Raw genomic sequence first — 22933 nt, 5'->3', positions numbered from 1 at the left:
CTGTTTTATTTGCGATCCAGCCACACGGTCTGTGCATTGCAGAATTCACGCACGGCCGCAAACACCGCAGATCAAAGGTGGGAGCGGGCTTGCCTGCGATTGCAGTGTGTCAGCCAAGCAGTTGTCACTGATCCACCGCTATCGCAGGCAAGCCAGCTCCCACAGTTGAAGGGTGTTGCCTGTTTTATTTGCGATCCAGCCACACGGTCTGTGCATTGCAGAATTCACGCACGCCAAAGTGCGACAGTTCGCGCCCGAACCCACTCTTTTTCACTCCACCAAACGCTACGCGCGGGTCGGACACGCTGAACGCGTTGACGAATACTGCGCCAGTTTCCAGCTGGTTGGTGATATCCCGTGCCTTCACCGAGTCGGTGGTGAAGACGCTCGCCGTCAGGCCGAACTCGCTGTCGTTGGCCAGGGCCACGGCGTGGTCGGCATCGCGGGCGGTGATGATCGAGGCCACGGGGCCGAACAGTTCCTGTTTGAACGAGGTCATCTGGTCGGTGACGTCGGCCAGCACGGTCGGTTCGTAGTAGTTGCCGGCACCGGCGACTTTGTTGCCGCCCAGCAGCAGGGTTGCGCCTTCTTCCAACGTGGCCTGCACTTGGCCGTGCAGTTCGTCGCGCAGGTCGAAGCGGGCCATTGGGCCGACGTAAGTGCTGGTTTCGGTCGGGTTGCCCATCACCAAGGCGCGGCTGGCAGCGAGGAATTTGGCGGTAAAGGCTTGCACCACGCCTTCTTCGATGATCAGGCGCTTGGCGGCAGCGCAGACTTGGCCGCTGTTCTGGAAACGCCCGATCACCGCCGCCTGGACGGCGGCGTCGAGGTCGGCGTCGTTGAGCACGATGAACGGGTCGGAGCCGCCCAGTTCCAGCACGCATTTCTTCAGCGCGGCGCCGGCCTGGGAGCCGATGGCGGCGCCGGCGCGGACGCTGCCGGTGAGGGTGACCGCGGCGATGCGTGGGTCGGCGATGGCCTTGGACACGCCGTCGTTGGTCACGTTGACCACTTCAAACAGGCCATCGGCGAAGCCTGCTTTTTGAAACGCCGCCTTCATCAGGTAGGCGCTGCCCATCACGTTGGGTGCATGTTTGAGCACGTAGGTGTTGCCGGCGAGCAGGGTCGGCACGGCGCCGCGCAGCACTTGCCAGACCGGGAAGTTCCACGGCATGACGGCGAGGATCGGGCCCAGTGGGCGGTATTCGATCTGGGCGCTGCCGTTGTCCACCAGCGTGGGTTCCGGGGCGAGCATGGCCGGGCCGTGGGCGGCATACCATTGGCTGAGTTGCGCGCATTTTTCGATTTCGGCGCGGGCCTGGGCGATGGGTTTGCCCATTTCCAGGGTGATCATCTGCGCCATGTCTTCGGCTTGCTCACGCAACGCAGCGGCCAGGGCCAGCAGCAATTCGGCGCGCTGGCTTACTGGTTGGCGGCGCCAGCTGCGGAAAGCATCCGTGGCGCGGTTAAGCGCCGCGTCCAACTGCGCCTCGGTTTCGTAAGGGTAGCTGCCGACTGTTTCGCCAGTGGCGGGGTTGATCGACAAGGCGTGAGTCTGGTGAGAGATAGCGTTCATGGCACCGTCCGGCTGAATGAGTGGATGGGTTCAGCCTACGGGGCTGCATGTTTTCTGGAAACTGAATAATATTAAGCAATACGTTCACGATTGGAGAATGACTTGGACCTGGTGCAGCTGGAAATCTTCAAGGCCGTTGCCGAGCAAGGCAGCATCAGCGCCGCCGCGCAGTTGATTCATCGCGTGCCGTCGAACCTGACCACGCGCATCAAGCAACTGGAGCAGGACCTGGGCGTGGAGTTGTTTATCCGTGAGAAGAGCCGCCTGCGCCTGTCGCCGGCCGGATGGAATTTCCTCGGCTACACGCGGCGCATTCTTGATCTGGTGCAAGAGGCCCGCGCCACGGTGGCGGGGGAGGAGCCCCAGGGCGCGTTTGCGCTGGGTTCGCTGGAGAGCACGGCGGCGGTGCGCATTCCGGCGTTGCTTGCGGCGTATAACCAGAAGCACGCCAAGGTCGAGCTGGACCTGAGCACCGGGCCGTCCGGCACGATGATCGAGGGCGTGTTGTCGGGGCGCCTGGCGGCCGCGTTTGTCGACGGGCCGGTGCTGCATGCCACGCTGGAAGGCGTGCCGGTGTTTGAGGAGGAGATGGTGGTCATTGCGCCGCTGCACCATGCGCCGATCACGCGCGGGCAGGATGTGGCGGGGGAGAGCATCTATACGTTTCGCTCGAACTGCTCGTATCGCCATCACTTCGAGCGCTGGTTCTCACAGGATGGCGCGGTGCCGGGCAAGATCTTTGAAATGGAGTCTTATCACGGCATGCTCGCCTGCGTCAGTGCCGGGGCCGGCCTGGCACTGATGCCGCGCAGCATGCTGGAGAGCATGCCGGGGTTTACGGCGGTGAGTGTGTGGCCGCTGAGCGACGCGTTCCGCCTCCTCAATACCTGGCTGATCTGGCGCCGGGGCACGGTGTCGCAGAGTTTGAACAGTTTTGTGAAGCTGCTGGAGGAACGTGGTCTGGTAGCCACTTAGATCAAATGTGGGAGCTGGCTGGCCTGCGATAGCGGTGTATCAGCCAAGGCCGTGCAGGCTGGACTGACGCCATCGCAGGCCAGCCCGCTCCCACCTGTTGATCGTGTTTTCAGCCGCCAAATTGCAGGGTGCCCATGGCGAGTTTTGCCATGATGGCCGTGGCGCCCAGTTGTACCAACCAAAGGGCCAGACCGCCGAGGAACACACCCAGTGCCACTTGCAGCACCAGGCTTTTCTGGCGCTTGGCTTGCGGGGCGCGCGGGGTGAAGTCATGCAGTTCGTCGCGGTCGGCGCGCAGGTCCAGGTCGTCGTTTCTCATAGGGCTCTCACAGCAAAGGGGCAGTTGGGGTTCAGTCTAGGGCTGGTCGCGGCAGGCAGCGAGGTTTTCTTCCTGTGGCGAGCGGGCTTGCCCCGCGTTGGGGGGACGTCGCGGCCCCTTGTTCAGGCATCGGGTTCTTTCAGTAAGTTCACGGGGGCTTTATGGGGCTGCTTCGCAGCCCAACGCGGTGCAAGCCCGCTCGCCACGGGAGGCCTGCTGGCCATGGGAAGCCTGCGGGCCACAGGAGGCCTGTTTGCCACGGGAGGCGCGTTGGCTACAAAAAAGGGGAAGCCATTGAATGGCTTCCCCTTTGTCATAACCGTTGCAGGCTTACAGCACCTGAACAATCGCCTGGGTCACTGCACCAATGTTCGACTGGTTCAGCGCCGCTACGCAGATGCGGCCAGTGTCGAGCGCGTAGATACCAAACTCGGTACGCAGGCGGGTGACTTGCTCCACGGTCAGGCCGGAGTAGGAGAACATCCCACGCTGGCGGCCGACGAAGCTGAAGTCGTGACCCGGGGCAGCCTTGGCCAGTTCAGCCACCATCTGCTCACGCATGCCACGGATGCGCAGGCGCATTTCGGCCAGTTCTGCTTCCCACTGGGCACGCAGCTCAGGGTTGTTCAGCACCGCCGCCACAATCGCCGCGCCGTGGGTCGGCGGGTTGGAGTAGTTGGTGCGGATCACGCGTTTGACTTGGGACAGGATGCGCGCGCTTTCTTCCTTGGATTCGCTGACGATCGACAGCGCACCCACGCGTTCGCCGTACAGCGAGAACGATTTGGAGAACGAGCTGGACACAAAGAAGGTCAGGCCCGATTCAGCGAACAGGCGCACGGCCGCGGCATCTTCGTGAATGCCATCGCCAAAGCCCTGGTAGGCCATGTCGAGGAACGGCACGAGGTTTTTCGCCTTGACGACGTCCAGCACGTTTTGCCAGTCGGCCGGGCTCAGGTCGACGCCGGTCGGGTTGTGGCAGCAGGCGTGCAGCACCACGATGGACTGTGGTGGCAGGGCGTTGAGGTCTTCGAGCAGGCCGGCGCGGTTGACGTCGTGGGTGGCGGCGTCGTAGTAGCGGTAGGTTTGCACCGGGAAGCCGGCTTTTTCGAACAGCGCCTGGTGGTTTTCCCAGCTAGGGTCGCTGATGGCAACCACGGCGTTGGGCAGCAGTTGCTTGAGGAAGTCTGCGCCGATCTTCAGCGCGCCGGTGCCGCCGACGGCTTGCGCGGTGATCACACGGCCAGCGCTCAGCAGGGGCGAGTCGGCGCCGAACAACAGCTTTTGCACGGCCTGGTCGTAGGCAACGATACCGTCGATCGGCAAGTAGCCACGGGCGGCGTGTTGCGCCACGCGAATGGCTTCCGCTTCGGCAACGGCACGCAAGAGTGGAATCTTCCCCTCCTCGTTGCAGTAAACGCCCACGCCAAGGTTGACCTTGGTGGTTCGTGTGTCGGCGTTGAATGCTTCGTTGAGGCCCAGGATTGGATCGCGTGGTGCCATTTCGACAGCGGAGAACAGGCTCATTTTTGCGGCAGCTCTATGGGGGAATGGAGGGACGTGTCGCGCTCCAGCCGAATGCACTAGAGCGGTGCACAAACGGGGAGCTAGTATAGAGGCCATCCAGGCTCAGGGCGACAACCGAAACGGCTTTTCGGCCAAGTTTTTCGGTTTATTTACCGACCGTTAGTCTTATTGCAACATGGGGCGGCGACAGCAGGTAGGACGATTGCCTTGAAACCCGTCACATTCGCCTCCACTTCTACAGCTATCATGGTTTTTTCCTGCAACCTGCGTTGACTATTCGCGGGTTGCTGAGCTTTTTCGTCCCTGGCGGTTTCGAGTCTGGGGTGACTTCACGAGGTACGTTATGTCGGATTTCCAGCTCGTCACCCGCTTTGAACCCGCCGGCGATCAACCCGAAGCCATTCGCCTGATGGTTGAAGGCATTGAAGCCGGCCTGGCGCACCAGACGCTGCTTGGGGTGACCGGTTCAGGCAAGACCTTCAGCATTGCCAATGTGATTGCGCAGACCAATCGCCCGACCCTGGTGCTGGCGCCGAACAAAACCCTGGCCGCCCAGCTGTATGGCGAGTTCAAGGCGTTTTTCCCGAACAACGCGGTGGAGTACTTCGTTTCCTATTACGACTACTACCAGCCCGAAGCCTACGTGCCATCCTCTGACACCTTCATCGAGAAGGACGCGTCGATTAACGACCACATCGAGCAGATGCGGTTGTCGGCGACCAAGGCGCTGCTGGAACGCAAGGACGCGATTATCGTCACCACGGTGTCGTGCATCTACGGCCTGGGCAGCCCCGAAACCTATTTGAAGATGGTGCTGCACGTCGATCGCGGCGACAAACTCGACCAGCGCGAGCTGCTGCGCCGCCTGACGAGCTTGCAGTACACCCGCAATGACATGGATTTCGCCCGCGCCACCTTCCGTGTGCGCGGCGATGTGATCGACATCTACCCGGCCGAATCCGACCTCGAAGCCATCCGCATCGAGCTGTTCGACGACGAAGTCGAAAGCCTGTCGGCCTTCGACCCGTTGACCGGCGAGGTGATTCGCAAGCTGCCACGCTTCACCTTCTACCCCAAAAGCCACTACGTAACGCCGCGCGAAACGCTGATGGGCGCCATCGAAGGCATCAAGGCCGAACTGGCGGAGCGCCTGGATTACCTGCGCGCCAACAACAAGCTGGTGGAAGCCCAGCGCCTGGAGCAGCGCACGCGGTTCGACCTGGAAATGATTCTGGAGCTGGGTTACTGCAACGGCATCGAAAACTACTCGCGCTACCTCTCGGGTCGCGAATCCGGGCAGGCGCCGCCCACCTTGTTCGATTACCTGCCGGACGACGCCTTGCTGGTGATCGACGAATCCCACGTCAGCGTGCCGCAGGTGGGGGCGATGTACAAAGGTGACCGCTCGCGTAAGGAAACCCTGGTGGAATACGGTTTTCGCCTGCCGTCGGCACTGGACAACCGGCCGATGCGTTTCGACGAGTTTGAAAGTATCAGCCCGCAGACGATTTTCGTCTCGGCCACACCGGGTAACTACGAAGCCGAACATGCGGGCCGCGTGATTGAGCAACTGGTGCGTCCGACGGGCCTTGTCGACCCGCAAATCGAAATCCGCCCGGCGCTGACCCAGGTTGATGACTTGCTGTCGGAAATCACCAAACGTGTGGCCCTGGAAGAGCGGGTGCTGGTCACCACGCTGACCAAGCGCATGTCCGAAGACTTGACCGACTACCTGGCCGACCACGGCGTGCGCGTGCGCTATTTGCACTCGGACATCGACACCGTGGAGCGCGTCGAGATTATCCGCGACCTGCGCCTGGGCACCTTTGATGTGCTGGTGGGCATCAACCTGTTGCGTGAAGGGTTGGACATGCCGGAGGTGTCGCTGGTGGCGATTCTGGACGCCGACAAGGAAGGCTTCCTGCGCTCCGAGCGCTCGCTGATCCAGACCATCGGCCGGGCGGCGCGTAACCTCAATGGCCGGGCGATTCTGTACGCGGACCGTATCACCGGCTCCATGGAGCGCGCGATTGGCGAGACCGAACGCCGCAGGGACAAGCAGATCGCCTTCAACCTGGAGAATGGCATCATCCCCAAAGGCGTGTTCAAGGACGTCGCCGACATCATGGAAGGCGCCACCGTGCCGGGCTCGCGCAGCAAGAAGCGCAAAGGCATGGCCAAGGCCGCTGAAGAAAGCGCCAAGTACGAGAACGAATTGCGCTCGCCGAGTGAGATCACCAAGCGTATCCGGCAGTTGGAAGAGAAGATGTACCAGCTGGCGCGCGATCTTGAGTTTGAAGCGGCGGCGCAGATGCGCGATGAGATCGGCAAGTTGCGCGAGCGGTTGTTGGCTGTTTGATTTGCGGTGAATGAGCGGGCCTCATCGGGGGCAAGCCCCCTCCCACACGTTGGCGTGTGAACGCCGTCAAATGTGGGAGGGGGCTTGCCCCCGATGGCCGCGCCTCGGTTTTCCAGAAATCCCCCAGGCTGTTACCATTCGCCCCTTGTTTCAATTTTCAGTTATATCGCCCATTCGAGACCTGCCATGACCACCGTCCGCACGCGCATTGCGCCATCGCCTACTGGGGATCCCCACGTCGGCACTGCTTACATCGCCCTGTTCAACTACTGCTTTGCCAAGCAGCACGGCGGTGAATTCATCCTGCGGATCGAAGACACCGATCAACTGCGTTCGACCCGTGAGTCGGAACAGCAGATCTTCGATGCCTTGCGCTGGCTGGGCATCACCTGGGCCGAAGGCCCGGACGTCGGTGGCCCGCACGGCCCGTATCGCCAGAGCGAGCGCAGCGACATCTACAAGCAGTACACCCAGCAATTGGTCGACATGGGCCATGCGTTCCCGTGCTTCTGCACGGCCGAAGAGCTGGACCAGATGCGTGCCGAGCAACAGGCCCGTGGCGAAACCCCGCGTTACGACGGCCGTGCGCTGCTGCTATCCAAAGAAGAAGTGGCCCAGCGCCTGGCTGCCGGTGAACCTCACGTGATTCGCATGAAAGTGCCGAGCGAAGGCGTGTGCGTGGTGCCGGACATGCTGCGCGGTGACGTCGAGATTCCGTGGGACCGCATGGACATGCAGGTGCTGATGAAGACCGACGGCCTGCCGACGTACTTCCTGGCCAACGTGGTCGACGACCACCTGATGGGCATCACCCACGTGCTGCGCGGCGAAGAATGGCTGCCGTCGGCGCCCAAACTGATCCTGCTCTACGAATACTTCGGCTGGGAACAGCCGCAGCTGTGCTACATGCCGCTGCTGCGTAACCCGGACAAGAGCAAGCTGTCCAAGCGCAAGAACCCGACCTCGGTGACGTTCTACGAGCGCATGGGCTTCATGCCCGAAGCGATGCTCAACTACCTGGGCCGCATGGGCTGGTCGATGCCGGACGAGCGTGAGAAATTCTCGCTGCAGGAAATGGTCGATAACTTCGACTTGTCGCGCGTATCCCTGGGCGGGCCGATTTTCGATATCGAGAAGCTGTCGTGGCTCAACGGCCAGTGGCTGCGCGACCTGCCGGTAGAAGAGTTCGCCAGCCGTGTGCAGCAGTGGGCGTTGAACCCCGAGTACATGATGAAGATCGCGCCATTGGTGCAGGGCAGGGTGGAGACGTTCAGCCAGGTGGCTCCGTTGGCCAGCTTCTTCTTTGCCGGTGGCGTGAACCCGGATGCCAAGCTGTTTGAGTCCAAGAAGCTCTCGGGTGATCAGGTTCGCCAACTGATGCAGTTGATCCTGTGGAAGCTCGAAAGCCTGCGTCAGTGGGAGAAGGATGCAATCACCGCGACGATTCAGGCGGTGGTCGAGTCCCTTGAGCTGAAACTGCGCGATGCCATGCCACTGATGTTTGCCGCGATCACCGGGCAGGCCAGTTCGGTGTCGGTACTGGATGCGATGGAAATTCTCGGCCCGGACCTGACGCGTTTCCGTCTGCGCCAAGCCCTTGATTTGCTTGGTGGTGTGTCGAAGAAAGAAAACAAAGAGTGGGAAAAGCTACTGGGCGCTATCGCTTAAGTCGGCCGTTGTAACGACGAAACCCCGGTTTTCCGGGGTTTCGTCGGTAAGTGATTGTTATCCCGGCAAAAAATTTTGGAAATAGTTGAAAATAAATTTGACACGTTTCCAAACCGCCATTAAGATTCGCCCCGTCCTCACCGATGAGGGGCTATAGCTCAGCTGGGAGAGCGCTTGCATGGCATGCAAGAGGTCAACGGTTCGATCCCGTTTAGCTCCACCAATTTACAGATTCAAGGTCTGGCCACACCGTCCTTGAATTGATCAGTTCTCAGCGCTGATCAGATGTACAGAAGGTTTTGTCCCCTTCGTCTAGTGGCCTAGGACACCGCCCTTTCACGGCGGTAACAGGGGTTCGAGTCCCCTAGGGGACGCCAGTTTCAACAAGCAGCTCGAAAGGTCTGCTGCGCCGCGAGGCGAAAAATCCGGGGCTATAGCTCAGCTGGGAGAGCGCTTGCATGGCATGCAAGAGGTCAACGGTTCGATCCCGTTTAGCTCCACCAATTTACAGGTTCAAGGTCTGGCCACACCGCCCTTGAATCGATCAGCTCTCAGCGCTGGTCAGTTGTATAGAAGGTTTGTGTCCCCTTCGTCTAGTGGCCTAGGACACCGCCCTTTCACGGCGGTAACAGGGGTTCGAGTCCCCTAGGGGACGCCACGATTACCCGCTCTGCGGGATTTTTAAGGGTCATTCAATTATTGAATGGCCCTTTTGTTTGTCTGGCGTTTGGGTTTTTCCCGCGGCCGTTACGGCATCCTGCGTACCCCATTGGCGGTGCACAGGGATTTGTTGATGCGCGCCAGCTATTTTTGCCGATCAACCTGCGGACCTCCGTTCTGGGCGTCCTCCAGTGCGACGTTGCACATTTCGACGCGAATGCCGGGCAAGCGTGAAATAGCAAGCCGTGTGTTTGGAAAGCGCAGCAGGATGTCTTCCATGAACTGCCTGAACAGCATGCAGCATTGCCGGCAGGGTGAGTTGTTGAGGCTCACCACGATCTCCTGATACCCCGCATCGAACACCCAGTCATTGACGCGCAGGGCCTCCAGAAAGTTGGCCTCGGCATGCCCGTCGGCGTCGTTGAAGAACTTGCCGAACGGCTGGTTGCCCACGCCTTCGCCTTCAACCTTTGAAGTTGGCGGTGTATTCGTTGGCGAACACGTAGGGGGGGGCTTCTCCGGCTACCCACGCACAGTTCTGGTTTTGCTGCCGCCAGGCCATGACGTTCTCTGCGATGTGCAGTTCATTGCATTGAGAAGGCCTGGGGCGGGCGGTTTATTCCTTTGATGTGATCTGTGCTGCTCGGACGAGCGGTCACGCGGGTGGCTTGCGAAATATTATTATGGTAATAATATTCAACCCATGAGAGACGGAGGCAACGATGAGCGATAAAAAAGCGCAAACCCGCGAACGCATTTTGCAGGCTGCCAGCGCGGCGTTGATCCAGCGCGGCCCGGCCGAACCGAGTGTCGGCGAAGTCATGGGCGCGGCGGGGCTTACGGTCGGCGGCTTCTACGCGCACTTTGAAAGCAAGGACGCGTTGATGCTGGAGGCCTTCACCCAGTTGCTCGCCCGGCGGCGCGCGTCGATTGACGACATGGACGCGCAACTCACCGGTGAGGAGCGCAGAGGCCTGGTGGCGGCGTTTTATCTGTCGCGCAAGCACCGTGACTCCACGGACCAGGCCTGCCCGATACCCGCCACCGTGGGCGAGATGAGCCGCTTGCCAGATGAGTTTCGCCAGGCGCTCAACGAGCATACGGAGCTGATGGCCGCGCAATTGGCTGCCAGCCCGGAGGACACCGACAAAGCCCTGGCGGATATGGCCTTGATGATCGGCGGCCTGGCCTTGGCCCGCGCGCTCGGCCCGGGCGAGTTGTCGGACCGCGTGTTGCGCGCGGCCAAATCGGCGGTGCGCTGAAAAAGGAGTCGCCTGATGGGCGCATTAACCTGGATTCGAGGCTTCAATGGCACCGTCGGCCGCGTGGCGCCGCACCTGGTGGCCAGCAAGTTGCGTCGTACCTTCATGACGCCACGCAACCTGCCGCCGCGCGATTGGGAGTTGCCGCTGCTGGCGCAATCGGAGCGCATCACCTTGCGTTTCGGCCTGTCGGCGTTGCGTTGGGGCAAGGGCCCCGCCGTGCTGCTGATGCACGGCTGGGAAGGGCGCCCCACACAGTTCGCCAGCCTGATCACGGCGTTGGTGGATAACGGCTATTCGGTGATTGCCCTCGACGGTCCGGCCCATGGCCGTTCACCGGGGCGCGAGGCGCATGTGCTGCTGTTCGCCCGCGCCATGCTCGAAGCCGCCGCCGAGTTGCCGCCGTTGCACGCGGTGGTGGGGCATTCCATGGGCGGTGCCAGCGCGATGCTGGCGGTTCAGCTGGGCCTGCGTACCGAGGCGCTGGTGAGCATTGCGGCGCCTTCGCGCTTTCTCGACGTGCTGCGCGGTTTTGCCGGCATGGTCGGGTTGCCGCCACGGGCGCGCTCGGCGTTTATCCAGGAAGTCGAATTAACCTTCGGCATGCCGCTCAAACACCTGGACGTGGCTCACTACCAGCTCAATATTCCCGGTTTGATCGTGCACGCCGAAGACGACACCTTTGTCCCGGTCAAAGCCTCACAAGCCATTCACGAGGCCTGGTTCGACAGCCGCTTGTTGCGCCTGGAACAGGGCGGGCACCAGAAAGTGCTGGCCGATCCGCGGATGATCGAGGGTGTGCTTGCCCTGTTGGCCGGCCGTCGTCTACAGGCGCGGCAAACTGCCTGATACACTGCCCCGCCGACATCAATCGACTGGAGCAAGGCATGGGCTGGGACTTGGCAACGCCATTCATCATCGATCTGCAGGTTGGCGCTGAAGACATCGACGGCCTCGGGCACGCCAACAATGCGGTGTATGTGTCGTGGCTGGAGCGTTGCGCCTGGCGCCATTCCCAGCGCCTGGGGCTGGACCTTACCGAATACCGCCGGCTCGACCGCGCCATGGCCGTCGTGCGCCATGAGATCGACTACCTGGCGGCCGGCTACGAAGGTGATGAGCTGCAACTGGCGACCTGGATCGTCGACTGGGACCAGCGCCTGAAGATGACCCGCCGTTTCCAGCTGGTCCGTCCTCGCGACGGCGCGACCTTGCTGCGCGCGCACACCACGTTTGTCTGCATCGAACTCTCCACGGGCAAGCCCAAGCGTATGCCGGCCGAATTTCTCGACGGCTACGGTCCTGCGCTGACAGGGGGTTAACGTTTCTTGCGGGAAACCCAGTAAACTGCGCCACGATTTTTGTTGAGTGTTTTCCATGCAAATTGCTTTGGCGCCCATGGAGGGGTTGGTCGACAACATCCTGCGCGATGTGCTGACCCGCGTGGGCGGTATTGACTGGTGCGTGACCGAGTTCATCCGCGTCAACGACCGCCTGCTGACCCCCGCCTACTTCCACAAGCTCGCCCCGGAACTGCTGCACGGTGCCCACACCGCGGCGGGCGTGCCGTTGCGTGTGCAATTGCTGGGTTCCGACCCGGTGTGCCTGGCCGAAAACGCCGCCCTGGCGTGCGAGCTGGGTTCCCAGGTGATTGACCTGAACTTCGGCTGCCCGGCCAAGACGGTCAACAAGTCGCGCGGCGGCGCCGTGCTGCTCAAGGAGCCGGAGCTGCTCAATCAGATTGTTGAACATGTGCGCCGTGCCGTGCCCGCGCATATCCCCGTGACCGCCAAGATGCGCCTTGGCTTCGACAGCCCGGACGGTGCGCTGGTGTGCGCTACGGCGCTGGCTGAAGGCGGCGCGGCGCATATCGTGGTGCATGCGCGTACCAAGACCGACGGCTACAAGCCGCCGGCCCACTGGGAGTGGATCCCGCGGGTGCAGGACGTGGTCAAGGTGCCGGTGTTCGCCAATGGGGATATCTGGAGCGTCGAAGACTGGAAGCGTTGCCGTGAAATCAGCGGCGTCGAAGACATCATGCTTGGTCGCGGCCTGGTGGCACGGCCTGACCTGGCGCGCCAAATTGTGGCAGCCAAGGCGGGCGAAGAGGTGGTGGAAATGACCTGGGCGCAGATGCAGCCGATGCTTCAGGCGTTCTGGACCCAATCAGTGGCGCAACTGACTGAAAAGCAGGCGCCTGGCCGGTTGAAGCAATGGCTGGCGATGCTGACGCGCAATTATCCCGAAGCAGTGGTGCTGTTTACCGCCTTGCGGCGCGAGACGGATTTGAAGAACGTCAGCCACCTGCTGGGCATGCAACACCCCATTGCAGCCTGATTGTTCACGTTCACTAAAAAAGGGTGCCATTGGCGCCCTTTTTTCGTTTGTGGGCTAGCACAAAAGATTGACGAACAGGCGGTTTAATCTTGTCGGTGAGTTGCATGCCTGCAGTGTATTAACGGGTGTGACGATTTTTTAGCGCCAAGAGCGGCTTGCCTCGCGGTTTGTCGCGATAGTTCATGCGGCAAAGTCTGATAACGCGCATTGGTTTCCTTATATGAGCTGCGATTGGCGGAACTCGATAGCCTAACTTTCCACGAAAGTAAGGACTGTGAAGCAACGTGGTTGTTTTCAGCTATTAACACTCTCACTTCTCTGGTCCGCTGATACGGCCAGGCTCTGTTGAATAAGGAATTGCTAAATGTCGCTGTCGGTTAATAATCCATCGTTCATGAAAGTTAACGCGTCTGTCCTTGATCGCAACAGTATTTCATCCGCTAAGTTTGCTGAAACGACAGAGGTGCAGGTATCCGGTGCGCGTGTTGCCAATACGCCGCTGAGTACTGATAACTCCCGGTTCTCGCCCAACGAACTGATGATTCCGGGTGCTGCGCTCACGCGGTTATTTGACATGCTCGAGCAGGTTTTCAAGGCTATACGCGAAATGGTCGCCGGAAAGGATTTAACGCCCGCGCTGCTGTCCGGCCCGGGCGTTGTGCCAGACGCCAAGCCTGAGGCGCGCACGGTGCCGGTCAATTCCGAGGTCGCCAAGCAGCCGAGTTCGCCGGATGTAGGCAACTTGCCGGCGAAACCGCAGGTGTCGGAGCCGCAAGCGAAGCTGCAGCTGATGGACGCTGCGGTGGTAGTGCCTACTGCACTCAAAGCGCCAGCTGCGCTGCCACATCTGCCCGCGCCCGAGCCGGCGATTACCGTGACGAATGACGGTAAGACCAACGTACACGTCAATGTGAACGCCGGTCATTGCCATTGCACGGATGCGCAGGCGGTTGTGAACAACGTCCCACGACTGAAGCGTGTGCTGGATCTGTCGCCATTGCCTGAAACCGGCCCGCAACCGGGGATCAAGCCGGGTGTAACACCGGACGTGAAGGCTGATATCACGCCAGAACACACCCCTGAGGTACCCGGCACCGTCACGCCTGAGGTCGAGTCGGACACCAAGCCTGGCGTGCCGCCTGCGCCAAAGACCGAGATCAAGCCAGACCACACACATGCGGTGCCAGGCATCGTCACGCCGGTGGTTACGCCGGAGCCAACGCCCTCCGTGGTGCCGGACATCGCCCCAAAGCCCTTGCCTGATACGCCGGTTCCGGACTTAACCAGCCCAGGCCCGGTTGAAGATTATTTTGATCCAAGAAACTGGCGGTTAAATACCAAGCCAATGTTCAAGGCCTGATAGTCCCACACTTGGTTTAACTTCTTGAAGCGTGCAGGCGCCTCTGTGGCTATAAGTTGCAAAGAGGCGCCTGCTCAATGGGGGGGAATATGTCTAACTGTTTAATTAATAATATCGCGCGTGTCATCGATGTCAGGCAGGTGATCAATAGTGATTTAACAAGTGCCAATCATGCAGCGGATGTTCACTTGAGCGTGATTGAAAGAAAGACTGCTGCAACTGTTTGTCGGCCATCTATCAACGGTTCAGCACGCCGGGTGCGCGGCGTTAATGAACGTGATGCGGTGCAGTCGTTTGCGGTGCTGTTGAGTTCTTTATTGACTCAGATACTGAGGGTGTTGTCGGCAGGCAAAGATAAGTTAGTCCCCGTTATACCCACGCCACCGGTCAATCCGTCGGTAGTGCATGAGCCGGTCACTCCCAGGCCCAATTCCGAAGCCGCGCTCGCGTGCCTTTCAAACAAGCGCGGCGGTGCGAAGCCGGACAACATCTGGAGTGGGTTTCGCCAAGGCCCCGATGGCAACTGCGTGACGGTGTCGGCGATCAAGGCGGCGATGCACCGATTTGGTCAAAGCCCCACAGATATCTACCAACAAGTCACGCGCCTCAGCGGCGGTTATCGAGTGGTGATGCGCGATGACTTTCAGCTCACGCTGACTGACCGTGAATTGGCCGAAGGTGCGCGAGGCGCCAGGTTCAGAGGGCAGGACAAGGGCATGCTCAAGGATGCGCAATTTCTGTTTGCGGTCAGTGCCAAGCGTGCACAGATGGAAAACAACGATTACACGGCGGGCAGAAGTTATCAGGCGGCGATTCGCAGCCTGAACAACGGTGAGGATGAGCGTGGGCCGGGGGAGGGGTTCATGCGGCTGGGGCTGCGCAAGCACATGAAAACGGTTTCTGTGCGGGAACTCGCCCGTGGGCAATTGGGCATGTGCAATCGCACCGGGCATTCGGTGGCGGTGATCAACGGCCGCGAAGAGTTGTGGGGGCGCAGGGGCGCCACGCCTGCCCGCGGTCAGGCGATAGCCCTTTTCTAGGGGGCGACCACAGGCGATGCGGGCGGCTCAACCCATCGCAACGCCGCCCCGCCCCGACTGTGTTTTGCAGGTTATTGCTTCGGTAAGTCTCAGGAAATCAGTGAATGAATATCACAGCAAGTAATGGCCCAGGCTCGCCGGCCAACGGGTACGACGACGCGGCTTCGGTGTTTTCGTCAAAACGTGCGGGGGAAAAACCTGCGCATATCATCCGTGCATTCAATGCGGCGCGGGGGGAGTTTGGCGAGCACTTTGACACCAGCACCCACGCAGCCGTCATCAAACTGATGATGACAACCTTCGGGCAACACCCGGCTGGCATGTTCAATGCGCTGACTGCCACGGGCGATGGCTATCACATCACCATGAAGGACGAGTTCAAGGTTCAGTTGTCTCGCCAGGAGTTGGCGCAGGCGACGCAGGCTTCGAGGTTCAGTGGCGACGATAGCGGGGCAGTCAAGGATGCCAACTTTGTGTTCGCAGCGTTCGTAAAGCGCAAGCAACTGACCGGCAATTACCCGACGTTTGAAGCCGCGCTGGCAAAAACACTGGAGGGCGAGACCGTCCAGCGATGTTTACAGGGCATGGGCCTGTTCGGCCTGTGCCAGTACGTGCCGTCAAGTGCCATGCAGGCAAAGGGCGCTGTAGGGGTCATGGAGACTCACAACTTTGGCTCGGCGCTGGTGATGGACGGCGTAAGCCATTATTACGACGAGCGGCGCCAGACCAAGCAGGGTTACGGGTACGTGTTGTTCGACGACAAGCCGGCGGTACCCGACAACGCCCGGCAGGTGTCCGATGTCGTGTCCGGCATGACACCCGAACAGATCTGGGGTGGTTTTTATCAGGGCGTGGAAGGCAATTGCGTCACGGTGTCGGCGATCAAGGCGGCGATCATCCGGTTTTGGCAGGACCCCCAGGGGATCTATAAGCGCATCCAAGTCACCGCCGACGGTTTTGAGGTGGTCATGAGGGACTCCTTCACGCTGACGGTGACCCATGATGAGCTGCGCCAGGCCATCGTCGCGTCAAACTTCCACGGCAGCAATACGCAGTTGATCAACTACGCCAACTTCTTGTACGCGGTCAGTGCCAAGCGCGCGCACCTGGAAAATAACGACATGCGCGCCGGGCAGAGTTATGCAACGGCCCTGCACACCCTCAACGACGGCGAGCACCCGGGGGAGGCGCTCCGGCGGCTTGGGTTGTACGCCTATATACGTGAAAGCACGGTTGAAGAACTGGCCCGCGGCGCGGTCGGCACGCTGGCAGACACCGGCCACTCGGTCGCGGTCATCAATGGTGCGCTGGATTTCTATGGGCGAAAGCAGGACCTGGCGTCATCGCGATGGATGAACGGCGGGTTTCGCGCATTGAAGCTGGTGTAAGGGTCAGCCCAATAGCTTCCTGAACGCCTCGATGGGCAAAGGCCGGCTGTGTAAATACCCCTGGAACAAATGGCAGCCCAGCTTTTGCAGGAATGCCAGTTGTTCCGGGGTTTCCACGCCCTCGGCGATCACTTCCAGGTTCAAGCTGCGCGCCATGGCGACGATGGCGCGGATGATTTCGGCATCGTTGGGGTCGTGGGTGGCGTCGCGCACAAAGGACTGATCGATCTTCAACGCATCCACCGGCAGGCGCTTGAGGTAGGTCAGCGACGAATAGCCGGTGCCGAAGTCATCCATGGCAAAACTTACGCCGAGTTTTTTCAGGCGGCGCATCTTGGCCACGGTGTCATCCAGGTTCTGGATCACGATGCCTTCGGTAATTTCCAGTTTCAGCAGGCTATACGGCAGGTGATGCTGCTTGAGGCAGCGCTCCACCCGCTCCACGAAGTCGTTCTGGCGAAACTGGCGCGGGCTTATATTCACGCACAGGCTAAAATTCAACGGGTCCACCAGGCCATCGGCGATCAATTGGGCAAAGGCGCCGCAGGCTTCATCAAGAATCCAGGTGCCGACTTCCAGGATCAGGCCGCTGTCTTCCAGCACTTTGATAAATTCGGTGGGTGACTGCGCCCCCAGTTGCGGGTGCTGCCAGCGCACCAGTGCTTCGGCACCGATGATGCGGTTGCCGCGCGCATCCACTTGAGGCTGGTAATGCACGCTGAACTCACCGCGTGACAGCGCCAGACGCAGGTCGGTCTCCATGCGCAGGCGTTCACTGGCGGTTTTCTGCATGCTGTTATGAAACATCTGCGTGGTGTTGCGTCCTGAATCCTTGGCCCGATACAGCGCAATGTCGGCACGCTTGAGCAGGTCTGCGGGTGTCGAGCCATGGTCGGGGATCAGCGCCACGCCAATGCTCGGCGTGACCTGCAGGCGATGGCCATCGAGGAACATCGGTTCCGAGAGCAATTCGCGCAGGGTGTCCGCCAGTTCCTGTACCTGAGCGCTGACTTCCACGCGCGTACCTTCCAGGCCGCTGAGCAGCACCACGAACTCATCGCCGCCCAGGCGCGCCACCGTATCTTCCATGCGCACGCTGGCTTCGAGGCGTGCGGTGACGATTTTCAGCACGGTGTCGCCCACCGGGTGGCCGAGGGAATCGTTGATGTGCTTGAAATGATCGAGGTCGAGAAACAGCAGGGCGCCCCGCAGGTTATGGCGTTTGAGCAGGGCGATCTGCTGGCTCAGGCGGTCCATCAGCAACGCACGATTGGGCAGGTTGGTCAGCGGGTCGTGATAGGCCAGGTGACGGATCTGCGCCTGGGCGTTTTTCAGCAGGCTCACGTCCCGCGCCGTCAGCAGCAGGCACGGCGTTTCATTGAGGGTGATCGGTTCGACCGACACCTCCACGGCCAATAATTCGCCACGTTTGTTGTGCCAAAGCATTTCCAGGTGATGAATTCGGCCCTTGATCTGCAGTTCGGCCAGCAGCGCCGCACGCTGATTCTCATCAGCCCAGATGCCGATCTGATACAGCGTCAGGCCGATGGCTTCCTCGGCGCGGTAGCCGGTGAGGCGGCAGAAGCCGTCATTGACCTCCACATAACGGCCGGTGTCACGTTCGGTGATGGAGATGGCGTCGGGGCTTGAATGGAAGGCCTTGGCGAATTTTTCTTCGCTGGCTTTAAGGGCGGCCTCGGAGCGTTGTTGCTGGGTGATATCGCGCAGGGTCGTGACGATGCAGGGTTGGTCGCCGACCTTGATCAAGCGGCTGGAAATCACGCAGGTCAGGCTTTGGCCATTTTTGTGATGCACCCCAATGGCGACATTGTTTAATGACTGCTCGCGAATCACCCGCTCGATACGTTGCAGGCGCTTGCTCGAGTCATCCCACAGCCCGATCTGGTCGGCGCTTTTGTCGAGCACCTCGGCGGCGGTCCAGCCAAAGGTCTGCGTAAACGCGGGGTTGATTTCGATAAAAGCGCCGCTGTCCAGGTAGGTCACGCAGATCGGGTCGGGGCTGGCCTGGAACAGGCTGGCGAACTTTTCTTCGGAGGCGGTGATGCGCTGCTCGCGTTCCACCTGGTCGGTGATATCCAGCAAGGTGCCGGCCATGCGCAACGGTTTGCCCGATTCGTCGCGATACAGCCGCGCGCGGCTTTCCAGGTAACGAGCGCTGCCGTCCTCCATCTGTACGCGGTAGGTCAACTGGTAGTTGCCGCCCGGGCCTTCGCGCAGGCTGCGGTAGGCGTTGCGCATGCCCTCGCGTTCTTCATCGGACATGCCTTCAAAAAACGCATCGAAAGGTTCGTGAAACGGCAACGCCTCCAGGCCGTGCAGTTGCGCCGCGCGGGCCGAGCCATAGAGCATGCCGCTGGGGATATGCCAGTCCCAGGTGCCCAGCTGTGCCGAATCCAGGGCCAGGTCGAGGCGCTCCTGGCTGTCCTTGAGCGCCTGCTCGGCGTTTTTGCGTTCGGTGGTGTCGACAAACGTGCTGATCAGGTAGGCCTCACCCTCCAGCTCGACTTTTTGTGCGCTCAAGGTGCCGTCGTGGATCTGGCCGTTGCTGGCGCAGAACTGCACTTCCATGCTGATGGGTTCGCCCTTGCGTTGGGTGGCCCTGACCAGCAGCGCACGCTGTTGCGGGTCACGCCACAGGCCCAGGTCCAGCGTGGTGCGGCCGATGGCCTGGGCCACGGGCCAGCCGAAGAGCATCTCGAAATACTGGTTGGCTTCGCTGATCAGGCCGTCGGCCTGGCGGGTCAGCAGGACCATATTGGGGCATAGATGAAACAGCGTGGCGAAGCGTTTTTCCGAGTGGATAAGGGCGTGCTCGCGCTCGCGCTGGCGAGTGGTTTCGCGGATCACGCCGATCATGCGGCGCCGGCCGGTCTTGTCCGGTGCCAGGCTGCCGTTGATTTCCAGCCAGTGATGGCTGCCATCCGGCCACTGGATGTGGTGGTGCATGGCCTGCTCAAACGGCTCGCCCGCCAGCACGGCGTGAAAGGCCCGCACCACACGCGCGCGGTCCGACGGCGCGAGCAGATCCAGGTAATCCAGGTCTTTGGGCAGCGGTTGGCGCGGATCGTAGCCGAACAGCGCCTGGGTACCGCGTGACCAACTGATCCTGCCGGTGTCGATTTCCCAGCACCATGCGCCCAGGCGGGCAGCATTGAGGGCTGCCAGCAACTGCGGGGCGCTGTCCCAGCTTCGTTCCGCCTCTTGAGGGTCCAGGGCGTAAATGCGGGGCAGGGGTGGCACGGAATCGACGGGGTTGCGCATTATCAAAGGGCCTTGGCTCAATGGGCGTTCGGCGCGGTTTATTCAGACCTTGAGGCCGCACAGCTTCATGCCGGTATCCCTGGCAGATCGACCTGTGCATCCAATAGGCTCATGAAAGCCCGCGCAGCGTTCGACAGCGTCCTTTCGGTGTGCACGATATAGCCTAGCTGGCGACTGAGCTGTATGCCCGGCAAAGCGATACTTGCCACCTGTTCATCAAGCATGGTGCGCGGCAACACGCTCCAGGCCAGGCCGATGGACACCATCATCTTGATGGTTTCCAGGTAGTTGGTGCTCATGGCGATATTCGGCGTCAGGCCCTGGGCTTCAAACAAGCGGCTGACAATATGGTGGGTAAAAGTGTTGCCACCGGGGAAGACTGCCGGGTGTTTGGCGATATCGGCCAGGTTGACCGTGCCATTGGCGGTCAGGCTGTGCTCGGGCGCCACCACGAAATCCAGCGGGTCGTCCCACACCGGTGTGGCGCGTACCAAGTTGTGCGGATCGGGCGCCAGGGTAATAACGGCCACTTCAGCGCGGCCATGGAGGATTTCCTCGTAGGCCACTTCCGAATCGAGGAACTGAATATCCAGCGCCACATTCGGGTACTCGCGGGTAAAGGTGCGCAAAATCGGTGGCAGGCGGTGCAGGCCGATGTGATGGCTGGTGGCCAACGTCAAGCGGCCGCTGACTTCGCCGGTCAGGTTGGTGAGCGCGCGGCGGGTGTCGTCCAGCACATTGAGAATCTGATAAGCACGTGGCAGCAGGGCGCGCCCGGCCTCGGTCAGGCCGACTTCACGGCCCAGGCGGTCGAATAAACGTACCTTTAATTGTTGTTCCAGCCCGGCAATGCGCTTGCTGATGGCCGGTTGGGTCAGGTGCAGGCGTTCACCGGCGCCGGAGAAGCTGCCGGTCTCGGCGATGGCAATAAAGGCATTAAGGTTGGCCAAGTCCATTGAAGTATTCCAGTTGGTAATCCAAAGCATAAAAAATATGAATTTGAGTTATTTAATGTAGCGCCATACCATCAGCCTCACAAGCCAAAGGGTTATTGAATGTCTCAAGGCCCGGGGCATAGAAATACCGATGATGAGGACCGACTGATGGCCGGCAAAACGCTTTACGACAAGCTTTGGGATTCCCATGAAGTGAAACGGCGCGACGATGGCTCGTCGCTGATCTATATCGACCGTCACATCATCCATGAAGTGACCTCGCCTCAAGCGTTCGAAGGCCTGCGGCTGGCCGGGCGCAAGCCTTGGCGCGTCGACTCGATCATCGCCACCCCGGACCACAACGTACCGACCACCCCGGAGCGCAAGGGCGGCATCGAGGCCATTGCCGACCAGGTGTCGCGTTTGCAGGTGCAAACCCTCGACGACTATTGCGATGAATATGGCATCACCGAATTCAAGATGAATGACGTGCGTCAGGGCATCGTGCACGTGATCGGCCCGGAGCAGGGCGCCACCTTGCCAGGCATGACCGTGGTCTGCGGTGACTCCCACACCTCCACCCACGGCGCGTTCGGCGCTCTGGCCCATGGCATCGGCACCTCCGAGGTTGAACATGTGTTCGCCACCCAGTGCCTGGTCGCCAAAAAGATGAAGAACATGCTGGTTAAAGTCGAAGGCACCTTGCCGTTCGGCGTGACCGCCAAGGACATCGTGCTCGCGGTGATTGGCAAGATCGGCACCGCCGGCGGTAACGGCCATGCCATCGAGTTCGCCGGCAGCGCCATCCGCGACCTGTCCATCGAAGGCCGCATGACCATCTGCAACATGTCCATCGAAGCCGGTGCCCGTGTGGGCATGGTCGCGGCGGACGAAAAAACCGTTGAATACGTCAAGGGCCGCCCATTCGCCCCGCAAGGTGCCGATTGGGACGCAGCGGTCGAAGCCTGGAAAGACCTGGTCTCTGACGCCGATGCAGTGTTCGACACGGTGGTTGAGCTCGACGCCGCCCAGATCAAGCCGCAAGTCAGCTGGGGCACCTCGCCGGAAATGGTCCTGGCCGTCGACCAGAACGTGCCGGACCCGGCCAAGGAATCCGACCTGGTCAAGCGTGGTTCCATCGAGCGCGCCTTGAAGTACATGGGCCTGAAAGCCAACCAGGCGATTACCGACATCCAGTTGGACCGCGTGTTTATCGGTTCCTGCACCAACTCGCGGATCGAAGACCTGCGCGCCGCGGCGGTGATCGCCAAAGGCCGCAAAGTGGCCTCGACCATCAAGCAAGCCATCGTGGTGCCAGGTTCGGGCCTGGTCAAAGCGCAAGCCGAAGCCGAGGGCCTGGACAAGATCTTCCTTGAGGCCGGTTTTGAATGGCGCGAGCCGGGCTGCTCCATGTGCCTGGCGATGAACCCGGACCGTTTGGAGTCGGGCGAGCATTGCGCGTCCACCTCCAACCGTAACTTCGAAGGGCGTCAGGGCGCCGGTGGGCGTACCCACCTGGTCAGCCCGGCCATGGCCGCCGCCGCTGCCGTCAATGGTCGTTTCATCGACGTTCGCGAATTGATCTGAGGAATACCCGATGAGAGCTTTTACCCAACACACCGGTCTTGTCGCGCCGTTGGACCGTGCCAACGTCGACACCGACCAGATCATTCCCAAGCAGTTCTTGAAGTCGATCAAGCGCACCGGCTTTGGCCCGAACCTGTTCGATGAGTGGCGCTACCTGGACGTGGGCTACGCCTACCAGGACAACTCCAAGCGCCCGTTGAACAAGGATTTTGTGCTCAACGCCGAGCGTTACCAAGGCGCCAGCGTATTGCTGGCCCGCGAGAACTTCGGCTGCGGCTCCAGCCGTGAACACGCGCCGTGGGCCCTGGAAGAATATGGCTTTCGCAGCATCATCGCGCCGAGCTACGCCGACATCTTCTTCAACAACAGCTTCAAGAACGGCTTGCTGCCGATCATCTTGAGCGACGCCGAAGTGGACGAGCTGTTCAAGCAGGTCGAAGCCGATGTCGGCTACCAACTGACCGTTGACCTGGCCGCGCAGACCGTGACCCGTCCGGACGGCAAGGTCTATCACTTTGAAGTCGATGCGTTCCGTAAGCACTGCCTGATCAATGGCCTGGACGATATCGGCCTGACCTTGCAGGACGGCGATGCGATTGCCGCGTTTGAAACCAAGCACCGGGCGAGCCAGCCCTGGTTGTTTCGCGATGCCTGATTT

Annotated in this window: 18 protein-coding genes and 4 tRNA genes; 16 read left to right on the top strand and 6 right to left on the bottom strand. The window is 60.8% G+C overall.

Annotation, left to right across the window (positions count from 1 at the left end; all coding sequences use genetic code 11):
• Nucleotides 1-184 precede the first annotated feature (184 nt).
• Complete coding sequence (locus ABWL43_RS19605) at nt 185-1576, bottom strand: aldehyde dehydrogenase family protein (protein WP_404483759.1); 1392 nt, start codon at nt 1574-1576, stop codon at nt 185-187.
• 102 nt (nt 1577-1678) lie between these two features.
• On the opposite strand from ABWL43_RS19605, the gene ABWL43_RS19600 reads away from it, so the two are divergent.
• Complete coding sequence (locus ABWL43_RS19600; protein WP_404483756.1) at nt 1679-2551, top strand: LysR family transcriptional regulator; 873 nt, start codon at nt 1679-1681, stop codon at nt 2549-2551.
• Nucleotides 2552-2660: 109 nt separating this feature from the next.
• Here ABWL43_RS19600 and ABWL43_RS19595 read toward each other — a convergent pair whose 3' ends face one another.
• Complete coding sequence (locus ABWL43_RS19595; protein ID WP_078738148.1) at nt 2661-2870, bottom strand: hypothetical protein; 210 nt, start codon at nt 2868-2870, stop codon at nt 2661-2663.
• 330 nt (nt 2871-3200) lie between these two features.
• Entirely contained in the window at nt 3201-4397 is a 1197-nt protein-coding gene (locus ABWL43_RS19590; RefSeq protein ID WP_145165990.1) for an amino acid aminotransferase, read from the bottom strand.
• Between the two features lie 343 nt (nt 4398-4740).
• On the opposite strand from ABWL43_RS19590, the gene uvrB reads away from it, so the two are divergent.
• The 6 genes from uvrB to ABWL43_RS19560 all read left to right on the top strand — a co-directional run bounded on the left by uvrB (nt 4741) and on the right by ABWL43_RS19560 (nt 9082).
• A complete protein-coding gene (uvrB, locus tag ABWL43_RS19585) occupies nt 4741-6756 on the top strand; it encodes an excinuclease ABC subunit UvrB (RefSeq protein WP_106576669.1) in 2016 nt (671 codons plus the stop codon).
• Between the two features lie 186 nt (nt 6757-6942).
• On the top strand, nt 6943-8424 hold the full coding sequence (gene gltX / locus ABWL43_RS19580; RefSeq protein ID WP_053128828.1) for a glutamate--tRNA ligase: 1482 nt from the start codon (nt 6943-6945) through the stop codon (nt 8422-8424).
• 147 nt (nt 8425-8571) lie between these two features.
• Nucleotides 8572-8647 (top strand) — tRNA-Ala (locus tag ABWL43_RS19575).
• A 78-nt stretch (nt 8648-8725) separates the two neighbouring features.
• Nucleotides 8726-8801 (top strand) — tRNA-Glu (locus tag ABWL43_RS19570).
• 50 nt (nt 8802-8851) lie between these two features.
• Nucleotides 8852-8927 (top strand) — tRNA-Ala (locus ABWL43_RS19565).
• Nucleotides 8928-9006: 79 nt separating this feature from the next.
• A tRNA-Glu gene (locus ABWL43_RS19560) sits at nt 9007-9082 on the top strand.
• Nucleotides 9083-9228: 146 nt separating this feature from the next.
• Here the strand turns inward: ABWL43_RS19560 and ABWL43_RS19555 are convergent.
• Nucleotides 9229-9537, bottom strand: coding sequence for a hypothetical protein (locus tag ABWL43_RS19555; protein WP_404483751.1), 309 nt, complete (start codon nt 9535-9537; stop codon nt 9229-9231).
• A 269-nt stretch (nt 9538-9806) separates the two neighbouring features.
• On the opposite strand from ABWL43_RS19555, the gene ABWL43_RS19550 reads away from it, so the two are divergent.
• The 7 genes from ABWL43_RS19550 to ABWL43_RS19520 all read left to right on the top strand — a co-directional run bounded on the left by ABWL43_RS19550 (nt 9807) and on the right by ABWL43_RS19520 (nt 16471).
• Nucleotides 9807-10346: a TetR/AcrR family transcriptional regulator gene (locus ABWL43_RS19550; RefSeq protein ID WP_083357717.1), complete on the top strand. Its 540-nt coding sequence runs from the start codon at nt 9807-9809 to the stop codon at nt 10344-10346.
• Nucleotides 10347-10361: 15 nt separating this feature from the next.
• Nucleotides 10362-11195, top strand: a complete 834-nt coding sequence (locus tag ABWL43_RS19545; protein ID WP_404483748.1) for an alpha/beta hydrolase — start codon at nt 10362-10364, stop codon at nt 11193-11195.
• Between the two features lie 38 nt (nt 11196-11233).
• On the top strand, nt 11234-11668 hold the full coding sequence (locus ABWL43_RS19540) for a thioesterase family protein (RefSeq protein ID WP_106576673.1): 435 nt from the start codon (nt 11234-11236) through the stop codon (nt 11666-11668).
• Between the two features lie 55 nt (nt 11669-11723).
• Nucleotides 11724-12683 (top strand): tRNA dihydrouridine synthase, encoded by a 960-nt coding sequence (locus tag ABWL43_RS19535; protein ID WP_404483745.1) that lies wholly within the window; start codon nt 11724-11726, stop codon nt 12681-12683.
• Nucleotides 12684-13047: 364 nt separating this feature from the next.
• Entirely contained in the window at nt 13048-14043 is a 996-nt protein-coding gene (locus ABWL43_RS19530; RefSeq protein WP_404483743.1) for a hypothetical protein, read from the top strand.
• Between the two features lie 89 nt (nt 14044-14132).
• Nucleotides 14133-15083: a hypothetical protein gene (locus ABWL43_RS19525; RefSeq protein WP_404483740.1), complete on the top strand. Its 951-nt coding sequence runs from the start codon at nt 14133-14135 to the stop codon at nt 15081-15083.
• Between the two features lie 104 nt (nt 15084-15187).
• On the top strand, nt 15188-16471 hold the full coding sequence (locus tag ABWL43_RS19520; RefSeq protein WP_404483737.1) for a hypothetical protein: 1284 nt from the start codon (nt 15188-15190) through the stop codon (nt 16469-16471).
• 3 nt (nt 16472-16474) lie between these two features.
• Here ABWL43_RS19520 and ABWL43_RS19515 read toward each other — a convergent pair whose 3' ends face one another.
• Nucleotides 16475-19753: an EAL domain-containing protein gene (locus ABWL43_RS19515; RefSeq protein ID WP_404483734.1), complete on the bottom strand. Its 3279-nt coding sequence runs from the start codon at nt 19751-19753 to the stop codon at nt 16475-16477.
• A gap of 65 nt (nt 19754-19818) precedes the next feature.
• Complete coding sequence (locus ABWL43_RS19510; protein ID WP_145166121.1) at nt 19819-20709, bottom strand: LysR family transcriptional regulator; 891 nt, start codon at nt 20707-20709, stop codon at nt 19819-19821.
• A 147-nt stretch (nt 20710-20856) separates the two neighbouring features.
• On the opposite strand from ABWL43_RS19510, the gene leuC reads away from it, so the two are divergent.
• Together leuC and leuD are read left to right on the top strand one after the other, a co-directional pair.
• A complete protein-coding gene (leuC, locus tag ABWL43_RS19505; RefSeq protein ID WP_404488464.1) occupies nt 20857-22275 on the top strand; it encodes a 3-isopropylmalate dehydratase large subunit in 1419 nt (472 codons plus the stop codon).
• Between the two features lie 10 nt (nt 22276-22285).
• Complete coding sequence (gene leuD / locus ABWL43_RS19500) at nt 22286-22930, top strand: 3-isopropylmalate dehydratase small subunit (protein WP_094953214.1); 645 nt, start codon at nt 22286-22288, stop codon at nt 22928-22930.
• Nucleotides 22931-22933 lie beyond the last annotated feature (3 nt).

The sequence above is a fragment of the Pseudomonas sp. HT11 genome (genome assembly GCF_044875395.1).
GTDB lineage: Bacteria > Pseudomonadota > Gammaproteobacteria > Pseudomonadales > Pseudomonadaceae > Aquipseudomonas.
Note: the sequence above shows the minus strand (reverse complement) of the source record. Positions and strands in the feature narration are given on the sequence as shown.